This window comes from Nonomuraea montanisoli (assembly GCF_013363975.1).
GTDB classification, from domain to species: Bacteria; Actinomycetota; Actinomycetes; order Streptosporangiales; family Streptosporangiaceae; genus Nonomuraea; species Nonomuraea montanisoli.
Window position 1 is genome coordinate 425,478 of the sequence record NZ_JABWGN010000008.1, and the last position, 14,033, is coordinate 439,510.

15 protein-coding genes are annotated in these 14,033 nt (G+C 74.4%); 11 read left to right on the forward strand and 4 right to left on the reverse strand.

What is annotated here, in order from left to right; all coding sequences use genetic code 11:
* Positions 1 to 130: 130 nt before the first annotated feature.
* Entirely contained in the window at positions 131 to 904 is a 774-nt protein-coding gene (locus tag HTZ77_RS22810) for a FadR/GntR family transcriptional regulator (protein ID WP_175591675.1), read from the reverse strand.
* Positions 905 to 1,001: 97 nt separating this feature from the next.
* On the opposite strand from HTZ77_RS22810, the gene HTZ77_RS22815 reads away from it, so the two are divergent.
* From HTZ77_RS22815 to HTZ77_RS22850, 8 genes are read left to right on the forward strand one after another with little or no spacing between them, the layout of a single operon-like run.
* Positions 1,002 to 2,492, forward strand: a complete 1,491-nt coding sequence (locus HTZ77_RS22815; protein WP_175591676.1) for an ABC transporter substrate-binding protein — start codon at positions 1,002 to 1,004, stop codon at positions 2,490 to 2,492.
* Entirely contained in the window at positions 2,489 to 3,436 is a 948-nt protein-coding gene (locus HTZ77_RS22820) for an ABC transporter permease (RefSeq protein ID WP_175591677.1), read from the forward strand. Before HTZ77_RS22815 ends, HTZ77_RS22820 begins: the two co-directional genes overlap by 4 nt.
* Positions 3,433 to 4,269, forward strand: a complete 837-nt coding sequence (locus HTZ77_RS22825) for an ABC transporter permease (RefSeq protein WP_175591678.1) — start codon at positions 3,433 to 3,435, stop codon at positions 4,267 to 4,269. Before HTZ77_RS22820 ends, HTZ77_RS22825 begins: the two co-directional genes overlap by 4 nt.
* Before the next feature lie 8 nt (positions 4,270 to 4,277).
* Positions 4,278 to 5,237, forward strand: a complete 960-nt coding sequence (locus HTZ77_RS22830; protein ID WP_175591679.1) for an ABC transporter ATP-binding protein — start codon at positions 4,278 to 4,280, stop codon at positions 5,235 to 5,237.
* Positions 5,206 to 6,078 carry an ATP-binding cassette domain-containing protein gene (locus tag HTZ77_RS22835; RefSeq protein ID WP_175591680.1) on the forward strand — a complete coding sequence of 291 codons (873 nt, stop codon included), beginning with the start codon at positions 5,206 to 5,208 and terminating at the stop codon, positions 6,076 to 6,078. The genes HTZ77_RS22830 and HTZ77_RS22835 overlap by 32 nt, the downstream gene beginning before the upstream one ends.
* Entirely contained in the window at positions 6,075 to 7,271 is a 1,197-nt protein-coding gene (locus HTZ77_RS22840) for a M20 family metallopeptidase (protein ID WP_175591681.1), read from the forward strand. Before HTZ77_RS22835 ends, HTZ77_RS22840 begins: the two co-directional genes overlap by 4 nt.
* Positions 7,268 to 8,272, forward strand: coding sequence for a P1 family peptidase (locus HTZ77_RS22845; RefSeq protein ID WP_175591682.1), 1,005 nt, complete (start codon positions 7,268 to 7,270; stop codon positions 8,270 to 8,272). The genes HTZ77_RS22840 and HTZ77_RS22845 overlap by 4 nt, the downstream gene beginning before the upstream one ends.
* Positions 8,269 to 9,705: an aldehyde dehydrogenase family protein gene (locus HTZ77_RS22850; protein ID WP_328808710.1), complete on the forward strand. Its 1,437-nt coding sequence runs from the start codon at positions 8,269 to 8,271 to the stop codon at positions 9,703 to 9,705. Before HTZ77_RS22845 ends, HTZ77_RS22850 begins: the two co-directional genes overlap by 4 nt.
* Here the strand turns inward: HTZ77_RS22850 and HTZ77_RS22855 are convergent.
* On the reverse strand, positions 9,692 to 10,303 hold the full coding sequence (locus HTZ77_RS22855; protein WP_175591683.1) for a TetR/AcrR family transcriptional regulator: 612 nt from the start codon (positions 10,301 to 10,303) through the stop codon (positions 9,692 to 9,694). The two genes, HTZ77_RS22850 and HTZ77_RS22855, sit on opposite strands and share 14 nt — an antisense overlap.
* A gap of 62 nt (positions 10,304 to 10,365) precedes the next feature.
* On the opposite strand from HTZ77_RS22855, the gene HTZ77_RS22860 reads away from it, so the two are divergent.
* Positions 10,366 to 10,770: a nuclear transport factor 2 family protein gene (locus HTZ77_RS22860; protein ID WP_175591684.1), complete on the forward strand. Its 405-nt coding sequence runs from the start codon at positions 10,366 to 10,368 to the stop codon at positions 10,768 to 10,770.
* A gap of 25 nt (positions 10,771 to 10,795) precedes the next feature.
* On the opposite strand, the gene HTZ77_RS22865 is transcribed toward HTZ77_RS22860, so the two are convergent.
* Positions 10,796 to 11,566, reverse strand: a complete 771-nt coding sequence (locus HTZ77_RS22865) for an SDR family oxidoreductase (RefSeq protein ID WP_175591685.1) — start codon at positions 11,564 to 11,566, stop codon at positions 10,796 to 10,798.
* A gap of 79 nt (positions 11,567 to 11,645) precedes the next feature.
* Here HTZ77_RS22865 and HTZ77_RS22870 point away from each other — a divergent pair, with 79 nt between their 5' ends.
* Together HTZ77_RS22870 and HTZ77_RS22875 are read left to right on the forward strand one after the other, a co-directional pair.
* Entirely contained in the window at positions 11,646 to 12,275 is a 630-nt protein-coding gene (locus HTZ77_RS22870; protein WP_175591686.1) for a TetR/AcrR family transcriptional regulator, read from the forward strand.
* A 37-nt stretch (positions 12,276 to 12,312) separates the two neighbouring features.
* Positions 12,313 to 13,182, forward strand: a complete 870-nt coding sequence (locus HTZ77_RS22875) for a maleylpyruvate isomerase family mycothiol-dependent enzyme (RefSeq protein ID WP_175591687.1) — start codon at positions 12,313 to 12,315, stop codon at positions 13,180 to 13,182.
* Positions 13,183 to 13,192: 10 nt separating this feature from the next.
* On the opposite strand, the gene HTZ77_RS22880 is transcribed toward HTZ77_RS22875, so the two are convergent.
* Positions 13,193 to 13,969 carry a class I SAM-dependent methyltransferase gene (locus HTZ77_RS22880; protein WP_175591793.1) on the reverse strand — a complete coding sequence of 259 codons (777 nt, stop codon included), beginning with the start codon at positions 13,967 to 13,969 and terminating at the stop codon, positions 13,193 to 13,195.
* Positions 13,970 to 14,033: the final 64 nt, after the last annotated feature.

The window sequence follows — 14,033 nt, forward strand, 5'->3', positions numbered from 1 at the left end:
TAAGGGCAGATGGCGCGTCCAAATCCCAAGGTGACCGGACGTGTCCCGCTCCATACCGATCGCCGGGGGCAAGCCCGGTCCGGCCGGACGCGGGCCTGCTCCGGCGCGGCGTGCGGGCGGTCCGGCGGGTCTACTCCGGCACGGTGGGGGGCTGGTCCAGCAGGGCGCGCAGCGCGGGGCGCTCGGCCGCCGGGACGTACCCGGCGTAATAGTCGTACATCGTCTGCCGCGCCAGCCGCGCCGCGAGCGGGCCGTCGCCGTCGCGGACGGCGGCCAGCACCTCCTCGTGGTGGCGGATGCTGCGCCGCATCAGCGCCTCCCGGTCGGGCGCGTCGGCGAGCCGGTCGGCGACCAGGCCGAGCACGATCGAGCGCACCACCTCGACGCAGATCTGGATGAGCTTGTTGCCGCTGGCGCGCGCCACCGCGTCGTGGAAGGCCACGTCGGCGGCGCTGAAGGCGTCGTAGCCCTCGGTGACCGCCGCCCGCATCCGCTCGATGGCCGCCTCCATCTCGGCGAGCTGCCCGGCGGTGCGCAGCCGGGCCGCCAGCAGGTTCGCCGACCCGTCGAGCACCATCCTGAACTGCACGAGCTCACCCAGCGACAGGCCCTCGACCCGGGCCAGCGAGGCCATGGACTTCTGCAGCGCGTCGGAGCTGAACGGCAGGACCTCGGCGCCGTTCGGGTCGCCGGGACGCGAGCGCACCAGGCCGCGCGCCTGGAGCACGCGCAGCGCCTCGCGCACCGTGGAGCGGCTGACCGAGAACTGGCCCATCAGATCGCGCTCGCTCGGCAGCCGCTGCCCAGGGGACAGGGCGCCGCTCTCGATGGCCTGCTCGACCTGCTCCACGATCCGCTCATAGGCGCGTACGGTACGCACCGGCTCGAAGCGTGGACCACTCATGAAGCCCCCTTGACCTGAGCCGTCGTCGGCTGGCAGTGTGCGTAGCCTACTGGTCCGACCAGTGCACTAGCCAGGGCACTAGCCAGGAGGCTTGAAGATGAGGCGCATCGGCATCTGGATCGCCCTGGGCGGTCTCCTGCTGGGCACGGCGGCGTGTGGCGGCGGCTCCGGAGGCCGCTCCGGCGAGACGGCCGCGAAGGAGTCGCTGTCGGTCGGGTTCGTGGCCGAGCCGGCCAATCTCGACTTCACCTCCACCGAGGGCGCCGCGATCCCGCAGGCGCTGCTCGTCAACGTCTACGAGGGCCTGGTCAAGCTCGACCAGGACGGCAAGATCCAGCCGTTGCTGGCCGAGAAATGGGACGTCTCGCCCGACCGCAAGACCTACACCTTCACCCTCCACAAGAACGTCACGTTCAGCAGCGGCGCGCCGTTCACGGCGGACGACGTCGTCTTCTCGCTCGGCCGCGTGAAGACGGACTGGAAGCTGAAGATCAAGTCGCAGCTCGACGTCATCGACAAGGTGGACAAGAAGGACGACACGACGGCGGTCGTCACGCTCAAGCGGCCCAGCAACGGCTTCCTCTACGCGCTGGCCACCCGGCTCGGCGCGATGTTCAGCCGCACCGGCGTCGCCGACCTGGCCAACAAGCCCGTCGGCACCGGCCCCTACCAGCTCGGCGTCTGGAAACGGGGCGACTCGATCCGGCTCGACGCCAACCCGAGGTACTGGGGCGCCAAGCCGGCGGCCGGCGCCGTGACGCTGAAGTACTTCAAGGACGCCACGGCCATGAACAACGCGCTGCTGACCGGCGGCATCGACGTCATCTCCAGCGTCCAGGCGCCCGAGTCGCTGCAGCAGTTCGCCGACCCCAACCGGTTCACCACGATCGAGGGCACCACCAACGGCGAGGTGGTGCTGTCGATGAACAACGGCCGGCCGCCGTTCGACGACAAGAAGGTCCGCCAGGCCGTCCGGTACGCGATCGACCACAAGGCACTGCTCGACACGGCCTGGGCCGGGCGCGGCAAGCCGATCGGCTCCATGGTCCCGCCCACCGACCCCTGGTACGAGGACCGCACCGGCGACTACCCGTACGACCCCGCCAAGGCCAAGGAGCTGCTCGGCGGCAAGACGTACACGGTCAAGATGCGCATTCCCAACCTGCCGTACGCCGTGGCCTCGGCCCAGGTGGTCAAGTCGCAGCTCGCGCAGGTGGGCATCACGGCCGACATCGAGCCGCTGGAGTTCCCGGCCCGCTGGCTGGACGTGGTGTTCAAGCAGGGCGACTACGACATGTCCATCATCAACCACGTCGAGCCCCGCGACATGGGCATATTCGCGGATAAGTCGTACTACTTCAGGTACGACAACCCCGCGTTCGGCAAGCTTCTCGCCTCCGCCGACGAGGGCAGCGAGCAGCAGCAGACCGACGACCTCAAGCAGGCCGCCAAGCTGCTGTCCGACGACGCCGCGGCCGACTGGCTGTTCCTGTTCCCCAACCTGATCGTGGCCAAGAAGGGCGTCACCGGGCTGCCCCAGAACGCCATCGCCGAGTCCTTCGACTTCACCGGGCTCGCCAAGCAGTGATCGTCTACCTGCTCAAGCGGCTGGCGGTGCTCCTCGCGAGCGTCGCCGCCGCGGGCGTGGCGGTCTTCGCGTTCATGGCCGTGCTGCCCGGCGACCCGGCCGAGATCGCGCTCGGCGTCAACGCCACGCCCGAGGCGGTCGCCGACCTGCGCGCCCGCTTCGGCACCGACCGGCCGCCCGTCACCCAGTTCCTCGACTGGTTCGGCGGCCTGGTCCACGGCGACTTCGGCACCTCGTACGTCACCAGCTCGCCGATCGGCCCGCAGATCGCCGACCGCTTCGGCGTGACCGTGGTGCTCGTGCTCGGCGGCATGGTGGTGGCGCTGCTCGTCGCCGTTCCGGCCGGCACCTACGCCGCCGTCCACCACCGCGACCCCGTGGGCGCGGCCATCAGCGCGGTCAGCCAGGTCGGCATCGCGGTCCCCGCGTTCCTCGCTGGCATCCTGCTGGTGTTCGTCTTCGCGGTGAAGGCGCAGGCGCTGCCGTCCGGCGGCTACGTGCCGATCGCCGACGACCCCGCCGAATGGCTGCGCAGCCTGCTGCTGCCGTGGCTGTCGCTCGGGCTCGTGCAGGGCGCCGTCCTCACCCGGTACGTGCGCAGCGCCGTGCTCGACGTGATGCGCGAGGACTACCTGCGCACGGCCCGCGCCAAGGGCCGCGGCCGCATGGGCGCCCTGTGGCGGCACGGCCTGCGCAACGCCTCCATCCCCGTGGTGACCGTGCTCGGCCTCCAGCTCGCCACCCTGCTGATCGGCGCCGTGGTGGTGGAGCGGGTGTTCGTCATCCCGGGGCTCGGCGACCTGCTGCTCAACGGCGTGGCCGGGCGCGACCTGCTGCTCGTCCAGGGGGTGGTGATGGTCCTGGTGGCCGCCGTCCTGCTGATCAACTTCGTGGTGGACGTCTGCTACGCCGCGCTCGACCCCCGGCTGCGAGGCGCCCGATGAGCGGCCGGCGCCTCAACCTGGGCCTGGCGACCGGCGGCGCGCTGGTCGGCGTCGTCGTGGCCGCCGCGCTCGTGTCCTTCGTGTGGACCCCGCACGACCCCACCCTCGTCGACGCGGCCGGCAAGCTGCGCGAGCCCGGCGGCGGCTACCTGCTCGGCGCGGACAAGTTCGGCCGCGACACGCTCAGCCAGCTCATGGTCGGCGCCCGCACCACGCTCTACGTGGGGGTGGTGGCCGTGGGCATCGCCGCCGTCGTCGGCACGCCGCTGGGCGTGGCCGCCGGCATGGCGCCCCGCTCGCGCGGCTGGCTGTCGGAGCTCATCATGCGGGTCAACGACCTGGTGTTCGCGTTCCCGGCGCTGCTGCTGGCCGTCATGCTGGGCGCGGTGTACGGGGCGGGCACGCTGACCGCGATGATCGCGATCGGGGTGGCCACCGTGCCCGCGTTCGCCCGGGTGGCCCGGGCGGCGACGATGCAGGTCATGGTGACCGACTACGTGCTGGCGGCGCGGGCGGCCGGCCGCCGCGGCCCGGCCATCGCCCTGCGGCACGTGCTGCCGAACATCGGCTCGGTGCTCATCGTCCAGGCGTCGGTGTCGTTCGCCATCGCCATCCTGGCCGAGGCGGCGCTGTCGTTCCTCGGCTTCGGCACCCGCCCGCCCACGCCGTCGTGGGGGCGCATGCTCCAGGAATCGCAGGAGCTGCTGTTCTCCACGCCCCGCCTGGCCCTGTGGCCGGGCCTGGCCATCGCGCTGGCCGTCCTCGGCTTCAACCTGCTCGGCGACGGCCTGCGCGACCATCTCGACCCGAAGCTGAGGAACGCCCGTGGTTAGGGGGAGCAGTGCTGACGGTTGACGGGCTGGGCGTGCGGGCCGGAGACCTGGAGCTGGTGCGGGAGGTGTCGTTCGGCATCGGGCCGGGCGAGCGGGTCGGCCTCATCGGCGAGTCGGGCTCCGGCAAGTCGCTGACCGCGCTCGCGCTCATGGGGCTGCTGCCCGACGGCGTCACCGCGTCCGGCACGGCCCGGCTGGGCGGTCGCGACCTGGTCGGCGTACCGGAGCGGCGGCTGAAGGACCTGCGCGGCCGTACGGTGTCGATGGTCTTCCAGGAGCCCATGACCGCGCTCAATCCGCTGATGCGGGTCGGCGCGCAGGTCGCCGAGGTCATGACCCTGCACGGCGTCGCCGCGGGCCGCGCCCGCGAGCGCGCCGCCGAGCTGCTCGGCCGGGTGCGCCTGCCCGACCCGGAGCGGATCGCCCGCTCCTACCCGCACCAGCTCTCCGGCGGCCAGCGCCAGCGGGTCATGCTGGCCATCGCCCTGGCCAACGAGCCCGACCTGCTCATCTGCGACGAGCCGACCACCGCGCTCGACGTGACCGTGCAGAAGCAGATGCTGGAGCTCATCGCCGAGGTCGCGCCCGCGCTGCTGTTCATCACGCACGACCTCGCCGTCGTCGCCTCGCTCTGCGAGCGGGTGCTGGTCATGTACGGCGGGCGGGTCGTCGAGAGCGGGCCCCTGCGCGAGGTGTTCAAGCACCCCCGCCACCGCTACACCGAGGGTCTGCTGGCCGCCTCCCGGCTGCCGCCGCGCGGCACCCGCCTGGCCACCATCCCGGGCTCCGTGCCCGCCGCCGGACGCTTCCCCGGGGGCTGCGTCTTCCGCGACCGCTGCGCCCACGCCACCGAGACCTGCGAGACCGCGCCGGAACTGACCGCGCCGGAACTGACCGCCCCCGACCTGACGGGCCCGGAGCCGAGAGGAGACGGCCATGCCTTCGCCTGCTGGCACCCCCGACGCTGACCCCGTGCGCGCCTCCGCCGGCGCCCCTGCCGCTGACCGAGCCGGTGGTCCCGCCGGCGAGCCGCTGATCGAGGTGCGCGACCTCACCCGCGTCTACCGCCGCCCCCGCACCTCCCTCACCCGCCCCGGCGAGGCCGTGCACGCGCTCAAGGGCGTGTCGCTGACCGTCCACCGGGGCGAGCGGTTCGGCATCGTGGGCGAGTCCGGGTCGGGCAAGTCCACGCTGCTGCGCCTCCTCTGCGCCCTCGACCGGCCCACCAGCGGCTCGGTCACCTTCGCCGGCCGGGAGGTGGCGGGCCTGCCGGAGCGGTCGCTGCGCTTCCTGCGGCGCAGCCTCCAGATCGTCTTCCAGGACCCGATGAGCTCCCTCGACCCGCGCATGCGGGTGCGCGACCTCGTCGCCGAGCCGCTCGTGGCGCTCGGCGAGCCCGTGGGCGACCGGGTCGCCGAGCTGCTGGACGCGGTCGGCCTGCCCGCCTCGGCGGCGGAGCGCTACCCGCACCAGTTCTCCGGCGGTCAGCGCCAGCGCATCGCGATCGCCCGCGCGCTCGCCCCCCGCCCCGAGGTGCTCGTGGCCGACGAGCCGGTCAGCGCCCTCGACGTGTCGGTACGCGGCCAGATCCTCAACCTGCTCGCCGACCTGGCCGACGAGCTGGGGCTCACCCTCGTCTTCGTCTCGCACGACCTGGCCGTGGTCCGGCACCTGTGCGAGACCGTCGCGGTCGTCCACGACGGGCTGATCGTGGAGACCGGCCCGGTGGACGACGTCTGGGAGGCGCCGGGCCACCCGTACACGCGGGCGCTGCTGGCGGCCGTGCCGACCCTGGAGGGAATGTTGTGATCGACGTCGACGCCCGGGGAGTCGTGGAGTTCACCCAGGCGCTGGTGCGCATCCCCAGCACCAACGACCCGGCGCGCGGACGCTGCGAGCGGCCGGCCGCCGAGCTGGTCGAGGCGAGGATGCGCGAGTGGGGCTGGGAGCCGCGCGTCTACGAGGTCGAGCCCGGCCGGCCCAACGTGGTGGCCGTCGTCGAGGGCGGCGGCGGTGACGGGCCGACCCTCATGTTCGAGGGGCACACCGACGTGGTGACCGAGGGCGACCTGTCGAGCTGGACCGTGGACCCGTTCGGCGGCGAGATCCGCGACGGGAAGCTGTGGGGCCGGGGCAGCGCCGACATGAAGTCGGGCCTGGCCGCCGCCCTCTACGCCACGCGGGCGCTCCAGCTCGCCGGGCCGTTCCCCGGACGGATCAAGGTGTGCGCGCTGGCCGACGAGGAGGGCCTGATGATCGGCGCCCACCACTTCGTCGCCGAGGGCCTGGCCGCCGACGTCGACGGCGCGATCGTGGCCGAGCCCGAGGCGGGCGAGATCTGCGCGGTCGCCAAGGGCGCGCTGCGGCTGCGCGTGGACTTCACGGGCAAGATGGCGCACGGCGCGATGCCCCAGCACGGCCGCAACCCCATCCAGGCCGTGGGCATGCTGCTGGTGGGGCTGCGCTCCCTGGAGAAGGAGCTCCAGGCGGCGCATCCCGCGCACGAGCACCTGGGCGAGGTGTACGTGACGCCGACCGTGGTGCGGGCGGGCACCGAGGAGCAGGTCAACGTCATCCCGGCCGTCGCGTCGGTCTTCGTGGACGTGCGGACCATCCCCGGGCTCGCGCACGAGGACGTCGCCGCCCGGGTGCGGGAGCTGGCCTCCCACGACGGGATCGCGGCGGAGGTGTCGATCCTGGTGGACCGGCCGCCGGTGGAGGTGCCCGTGGACGACCCCGTGGTCGCGGCGCTGGCCGGCGCCCACCGGGCCGTGACCGGCGAGGAGCCCGTCTACGGCGGCGTGCCCGGCTCGACCGACGGCACCGTCCTGACGCACTGGGGCGGCGTGCCGTCCGTCGTGTACGGGCCGGGCGGCAAGTGGATCGCCCACCAGGCCGACGAGTACGTCGAGGTGGAGGAGATCGTGCGCTGCGCCCGCGTCTTCGCCGAGGCCGCCCGCCGCTTCCTGACCCGGAGCGCCGGAACCGGGCGGCGGTCGTGAAGGCCGGGCGGGCGAACGCCCTGGTCGACGTGGCCGGGCTGCGCGTCGGGCACGCCGAGCGGGTCGGCGCCGGCTACCGCACCGGGACGACCGTCGTGCTCGCGCCCCCGGGCGGCATGGTGGCCGGGGTGGACGTGCGCGGCGCCGCGCCCGGCACCCGCGAGACCGAGCTGCTCGACCCGCGCAACCTCGTCGAGCGGGTCCACGCGATCACGCTCACCGGCGGCAGCGCGTACGGCCTGAGCGCCGCCTGCGGCGTCATGGAGCGGCTGGCCGACGCCGGGATCGGCTTCCCCGTCGAGGGCGGCGTCGTGCCCATCGTGCCGTCCGCCGTCATCTACGACCTCGGGCGCGGCGGCCGGTTCCGCGCCGTGCCGGACGCCGGGCTGGGCGCCGCCGCCTACGACGCCGCCTCGCCCGCCGAGGCGCGCAGCGGGTCGGTCGGCGCGGGCGCCGGCGCCGTGGCGGGCGGGCTGGCCGGAGGCGTCGGCACGGCCAGCGCCGTGCTGCCCTCCGGCGTGACCGTGGCCGCGCTGGCCGTGGTCAACGCCGCCGGTTCGGTGCTCGACCCGGGCCGCGCGCTGCTGTCCGGCACCCGGTACGGCCTGCCCGGCGAGTTCGGACCGCTGCGCGAGCCGTCGGCCGAGGAGTCGGACGCCTGGCGGCCCGCCGCCGTCACCTCGTTCAACACCACGATCGGCGTCGTCGCCACCGACCTGACCCTGACCAAGGCGCAGTGCGGCAAGCTGGCCGGCGTCGCCCACGACGGGCTGGCCCGGGCGATCCGGCCGGCCCACACCATGGTCGACGGCGACACCGTCTTCGGGCTGGCCACCTGCGGCGAGCCCGCGCCGGACCCCGGCGGGCTGCAGGACCTGCTCGCCGCCGGTGCCGACGTGTTCAGCCGGGCCGTGGCGCACGCCATGCTCGCCGCGACCGGCCGCGAGGGCGCGCCCGCGTACCTCGACGTGTTTCCCAGCGCTCTAGGGGGAGTGGCGTGACGGTGGACGATCTCGACGGGGCGTGGCCGTCCGGGCTGCCCGTGGGCGACGGATGGGTGGAGACCGGGCGGACGGGCGACGTCGTCTTCCCGTACGACGGCTCGGTGGTGGCGAGCGCGCCGGTCGGCACGCCGGAACTGGCCCGCCGCGCCGTCGAGGAGGCGCTCGCGGTGGCGCCGGCCATGGCCGCGCTGCCCTCGCACGCCCGCCGCGCCGCGCTCATGGGCGCGCACGACGCCCTCGCGGCCCGCAGGGAGGACGTCGAGCGGCTGCTCGTGCTGGAGACCGGCAAGCCGCTGGTGGACTGCCGGGTGGAGGTGGCCCGCACGCTCGTCACGCTCGCGACGGCGGCCGAGGAGGTGGCCCGGCTGCACGGCGAGACGGTGCCGCTCGACCTGCTGCCCTCGGGCGAGGGACTGGTCGGGTTCTGGACGCGGCGGCCGATCGGCGTGGTGGTCGGCATCACCGGCTTCAACTATCCGCTGCTGCTGGCCGCCCACAAGATCGCGCCGGCGGTGGCCGCGGGCTGCCCCGTGATCGTCAAGCCGGCCCCCGCGACGCCCCTGGCCACGCTCTGGCTCGTGCACCTGCTGCGCTCGGCGGGCGGGCTGCCCCCGGCCGGCGTGCAGCTCGTCACCGGCGACGTCGAGGTCGGGCGGACGCTGGTGGAGGACCGGCGGATCGGCGCGGTGTCGTTCACCGGCTCGGCCGCCGCCGGCCACGCCATCGCGCGGGCCGCCGCGCCCACCAAGGTGCTGCTGGAGCTCGGCTCGAACGCCGCGCTCGTGGTGGCCGCCGACGCCGACCTGGAGGCCGCCGCGGACGCGGTGGTGCGGGGCGGCTACTACGCCTCCGGCCAGGCGTGCATCTCGGTGCAGCGGGTGCTGGTGGAGGAGCCGGCGCGCGAGGCGTTCGTGTCGCTGCTGGCCGAGCGGGTGAAGGACGTCGTCGCGGGCGACCCGCGCTCGCCGGAGACCCGGGTGGCGCCGCTGATCGACCCGGCCGCCACCGAGCGCGTGCTCGACCGGGTGCGGGAGTCGGGCGGCACGCTCGTCACGGGCGGCGTCCGCGACGGCCGGGCCATCGCGCCGACGGTGCTGACGGACGTGCCGGACGGGGCCGCCGCGTGGGACGAGGAGATCTTCGGCCCGGTCGTGTGCGTGCGCTCCGTGCCCGACCTCGACGCCGCCTTCGCCGCGGTCAACGCCTCCCGGTACGGGCTGCACGCCGCGGTCTTCACCCGCTCGCTGGCCACCGCGTTCGCCGCCGTGGACCGCATCGAGGCCGGGGGCGTGGTGGTCAACGACGTGCCGGGGTTCCGGGCGGACAACATGCCGTACGGGGGCGTCAAGGACTCGGGCGCCGGGCGGGAGGGGCCCCGCTTCGCCATCGAGGAGCTCACGGTCACCCGCATGGCGATCATCCGCCCCTGACCCGGCTTCCCACCGCCGTCTCCTCCTCCTCCTGCTCCGGTACGGGTTCCAGCACCGCGCGGCAGGCGCGGGCCACCAGCTCGTCGACCAGCGGGGGAGGGGGCTGCCCGGCCATCAGGTGGCGCCGCACGGCCCCGTAGGGCAGGTCCACCACGGCGAAGACCAGCCGCTCGCGCCCCACGCCGGGAAGGCGGGCCGCGCACGCGTCGAGCGCCGCCGACAGGCCGGTGTTGACCCCCTCCAGCTCGCCGGCCAGCTCGCCGGGCCACCGGGCGACCAGCTCCCGGCGGTGGAGCAGCACCGTCGCCGCCTCGGCCAGGTGGTCGCGGCACCAGCGCGGGGTGTGCAGGGCGGCCGCCTCCACGTCCGCGGCCGCCAGCGCCTCGACCACGCCGTGCTGGAAACGGCGCACGCCGCGCAGCCACAGCGCGGCCATCAGCAGGTCGCGCGAGGCGAAGCGATGGTAGAGCGAGCCGGTCGGGGCGCCCAGCCGCCCGGCGATGGCGGCCATGGTGGCCGCGGCGGGCCCCTCCTCGGCGGTGATCGCCATCGCCGCGTCCAGGATCCGGTCCTCGGTGAACTTGCCCGGCCTTCCCACCCGCCGCCTCCCGTGATATTAGATGATTGCTTCTAGAATCTATCATCTAAAAAGGGGGCGGCATGAGCCGATCCATCGAGATCGTCCAGCGTTTCTACGAGGCGACCCAGACGGGTGACCGGGCCGGGATCCTGGCGATCCTGCATCCCGCGTTCGAAGCCCGTACCGCGTCCGGCCTGCCGTGCGGCGCCGGCGGCTCCTTCCACGGCCCCCGGGAGGCGATGGCCGGGATCTGGGGCCCGATCAACGCCGCGTTCGACACCGCCCCGTACGCCGAGACGTGGCACGAGGCCGCCGACGGCACCGTCGTCGTCACGGGCGCCTACCGGGGCGTGGCCCGCTCCACCGGCCGGGCGTACGAGGCCGAGTTCGTCCACCTGTGGGAGGTCGCCGACGGCCGGATCAGCCGCCTGCACCAGTACACCGACACGGCGCTCTGGCACCAGGCGCTCACCCCTGCCGCCTGAGGCCGCCCCGGGCGGCCGAGGAGAGTCACAGGCCGGAGCCGCCCGTGGCGTCCACGACGCGGCCCGTCACCCAGCGGGCGTCGTCCGAGGCGAGGAAGGCGACGACGTCCGCGATGTCCTCCGGCCGCCCCACGCGGCCGAGCGCCGCCACCGACGCGGCGCGCTCCCACGCCTCCGGGTCGCCGCGCAGCCAGCTCGCGTTGACGTCGGTGTCCACGATGCCGGGCGCCACCGAGTTGACCGTGATGCCGCGCGGCCCGAGCGCCTTGGCCAGGGTGAGGGTGAAGGTGTCCAGCGCTCCCTTGGTGGAGCTGTAGGCGATGATCTCGGGCATCGCGATGCGGGCGGCGCCGCTGGAGACGTTGACGATCCGGCCGCCGTCGCGCAGCCGGCCCAGCCCCTCCTTGACGATGAAGAACGGCGCCCGCACGTTCACCGCGAACACCTGGTCGAACTCCTCCTCGCTCAGCCCGCCCAGGTCGGAGCTGGTCGCCACGGCCGCGTTGTTGACGATGACGTCCACGCCGCCGCCGGGCGCGAACTCCTCGACCGCGGCGTCGAACGCCTCCCACAGCGCTGCCGCGTCGCCGTGCCGGCCCAGCTCCGCCCGGATCGCGAACGCCCGGCCGCCGTCCTTGCGGATCCGGGCGACGACCTCCTCGGCCGAGGCGGTGTCGCGGGCGTAGGCCACGGCCACCACCGCGCCGTCACGGCCCAGCCGCTCCGCGATGGCCCGGCCGATGCCCCTGCTGCCGCCGGTGACCAGCGCGATCCTGCCGTCAAGACTCCTGCTCATGGGTGCTCTCCAATTCTTGAGTAATCGCTCAAAAAAGACGCTAGCACGATTTGTTGAGTGGTCGCTCTAGAATGGGGGCATGACGACGGGCACAGGGGCGGACGCGGGCCGGCGGGCCGCGCGGGGCAGGCCGCGGGGGTTCGACCGCGAGGCGGCGCTCGCCGCGGCCATGCTGCTGTTCTGGCGGCGCGGGTACGAGGCCACCTCGGTCGGCGAGCTGACCGAGGCGATGGGCATCCGTCCGGGCAGCCTGTACGCCGCCTTCGGCGACAAGAAGACCCTGTTCAGGGAGGCCGTGGCCGCCTACGGCCGTTCGCCGGTCGGCGCGTTCATGGCCGTGGCGCTGGAGGAGGAGCCCTCCGCGCGGGGCGCCTTCGCCCGCATCCTGCGCGAGGCCGCCGTGATCTACTCCGACCCGTCGCATCCCGCCGGGTGCCTGACCATCTGCGCCGCCACCAACGTCGGGGTCGAGGGCGAGGAGGTGGCGGCGTTCCTGCGCGAGCTGCGCAACGCCAACCTGGTCGTCTTCGAGGATCGGCTGCGCGCCGCCCAGCGCGACGGCGAGCTGCCGGAGGAAGCCGACCCGCGCGCCCTGGCGGCCTACTTCGCGACGGTCATCCAGGGCATGTCCCAGCGCTCCCTCGACGGCGCGACGGCGGCCGAGCTGACCGCCACGGCCGAGCTGGCCCTCGCGGCCTGGCCCGCCTGAGAGGGCCGGCCCCGCGAATCGATGAGACAGTGGGGTCATGGATCATGTCGCCCACTTCCACCGCGAGATCGCGGCGTTCCGGGACGCGACGTCCCGCGCGGCCGCACTGGACGGGGCGCCCCTGGTGCCGTCCTGTCCCGGCTGGTCCGTGGCCGACCTGATCGTCCACCTGGGCGGGGTGCACCGAGGGCTGATCCGCATCATCGAGGACCGGCCGGCCTGCTTCCCCGACACGGGCGACCTGTCGTTCCTCCGGTTGCCCGCCGACCTCACGGGCTGGCCGCGGCCGGAGAACGCCCCCAACCGCGGTCCGATCCCGAGCGGGCTGGGCGAGTGGTTCGCCGAAGGTGCCACGCTGCTGGAGGAGCGGTTCGGGGCGCACGACCCCGGCACGCCCGTGTGGACCTGGTCACAGGAGCAGAGCGTCGGCTTCTGGACGCGGACGCAGGCCATCGAGGCGGCCGTGCACCGGTGGGACGCCGAGAACGCGCTCGGCGCGGCCGGGCCCATGGACCCCGAGCTGGCCGCCGACGCCGTGAGCCAGACCTTCCAGGTCATGGCGCCGGCGCGGCGCGGCTGGACGCAGGCGCCCCCGGGGGCGGGGGAGCGGTACCGCTTCCGGCAGACCGACGGCGCCGGCGTGTGGACGGTCCGGTTCGACGCCGACGGCATCCACCTCGCCACGAGCCCGGCGGGTGACGGCGCGGGGGGCGCCGACCCGGATGCCGGCGGCGCCGCCCCCGCCACGGACGACCCCGCCGACGCCGCTCCGGTCGACGTGGAGCTGGCGGGTACGGCCTCGGACCTCATGCTCTACCTGTGGCGGCGGATACCGGCGGATCGGCTGGAGGTCCGCGGCGACCCGGAGTTCCTGGAGCGCTACTTCGTCCTCGTCCCGCCCGTGTGAGCGCGCGCCGTCACGCCCGTACGGCGATCACGTGGGTCAGGGCGGCCACGCGGCGGTACGGGTCCGTGGCGCCCGCCCGCTCCTCGCACGCCAGCAGCGCGGCCAGCTCCGCCTCCCCGGGGAGCTCCGCGTCGTCGGGGGCGGTGTCGGTGAAGACCCGCACCCCGTACCACGCGGCCACGTCGAGCCGCCGCCCGGCGAGCTGGGCGGTCAGGACGTCCAGGCGGTCCGCGCGCGCGGTCACGCCGATGCGGTTGCCGTACGACGGCTCCTCGAACGCGCGCGCCGCAGCCGCCCAGTCGCCTTTCAGTCCGGGCCGCATCGCCAGCCCGTCACCGTTGCGGACCAGCAGCGACACGACACCCCCGGGCCCCGGCAGCCGGGCGAGGTCGTCCAGCAACGGCTCGGGGTCGGCGAAGTACATCAGCACGCCGTGGCACAGCACCACGTCGAAGCTCCCCGGCTCGTACAGCGCCGCCAGGTCCCGCACGTCGCCCTGGACCGCCCGCACCCGGCGCCGCACCTGCTCCGGCTCGTCCGCCAGGGCGACAGCCAGGTCGGCCAGGAGCGCGGGGGAGGAGTCCAGCCCCGTCACCTCGTGGCCACGCCGCGCGAGGCGCAGCGCCTGAGTCCCCTGCCCGCATCCCACGTCCAGGACGCGCAGCGGCGCCCGGTCCGGGAGGTGGGCGGTGAGCTGCCGGGTGACCAGCTCCTGCCGGACGACCTGCCGGAGCGTGCCCAGCCGCGCCCGCCACCGTTCCTCACCCGCCGTGAAACCTGTCCCCATCTCATCCATCGTGTCCATGATCGCGCATGCCGCCGGGCGGGGGGAGCGAGACACGGCACCCGGC

Coding starts and splice junctions, on each gene's coding strand:
- HTZ77_RS22835 (WP_175591680.1), top strand. CDS start 5,206: ATGCCTTCGCCTGCTGGCACCCCCGACGCTGACCCCGTGCGCGCCTCC.
- HTZ77_RS22865 (WP_175591685.1), bottom strand. CDS start 11,566: ATGAGCAGGAGTCTTGACGGCAGGATCGCGCTGGTCACCGGCGGCAGC.
- HTZ77_RS22880 (WP_175591793.1), bottom strand. CDS start 13,969: ATGGGGACAGGTTTCACGGCGGGTGAGGAACGGTGGCGGGCGCGGCTG.
- HTZ77_RS22870 (WP_175591686.1), top strand. CDS start 11,646: ATGACGACGGGCACAGGGGCGGACGCGGGCCGGCGGGCCGCGCGGGGC.
- HTZ77_RS22875 (WP_175591687.1), top strand. CDS start 12,313: ATGGATCATGTCGCCCACTTCCACCGCGAGATCGCGGCGTTCCGGGAC.
- HTZ77_RS22815 (WP_175591676.1), top strand. CDS start 1,002: ATGAGGCGCATCGGCATCTGGATCGCCCTGGGCGGTCTCCTGCTGGGC.
- HTZ77_RS22810 (WP_175591675.1), bottom strand. CDS start 904: ATGAGTGGTCCACGCTTCGAGCCGGTGCGTACCGTACGCGCCTATGAG.
- HTZ77_RS22860 (WP_175591684.1), top strand. CDS start 10,366: ATGAGCCGATCCATCGAGATCGTCCAGCGTTTCTACGAGGCGACCCAG.
- HTZ77_RS22825 (WP_175591678.1), top strand. CDS start 3,433: ATGAGCGGCCGGCGCCTCAACCTGGGCCTGGCGACCGGCGGCGCGCTG.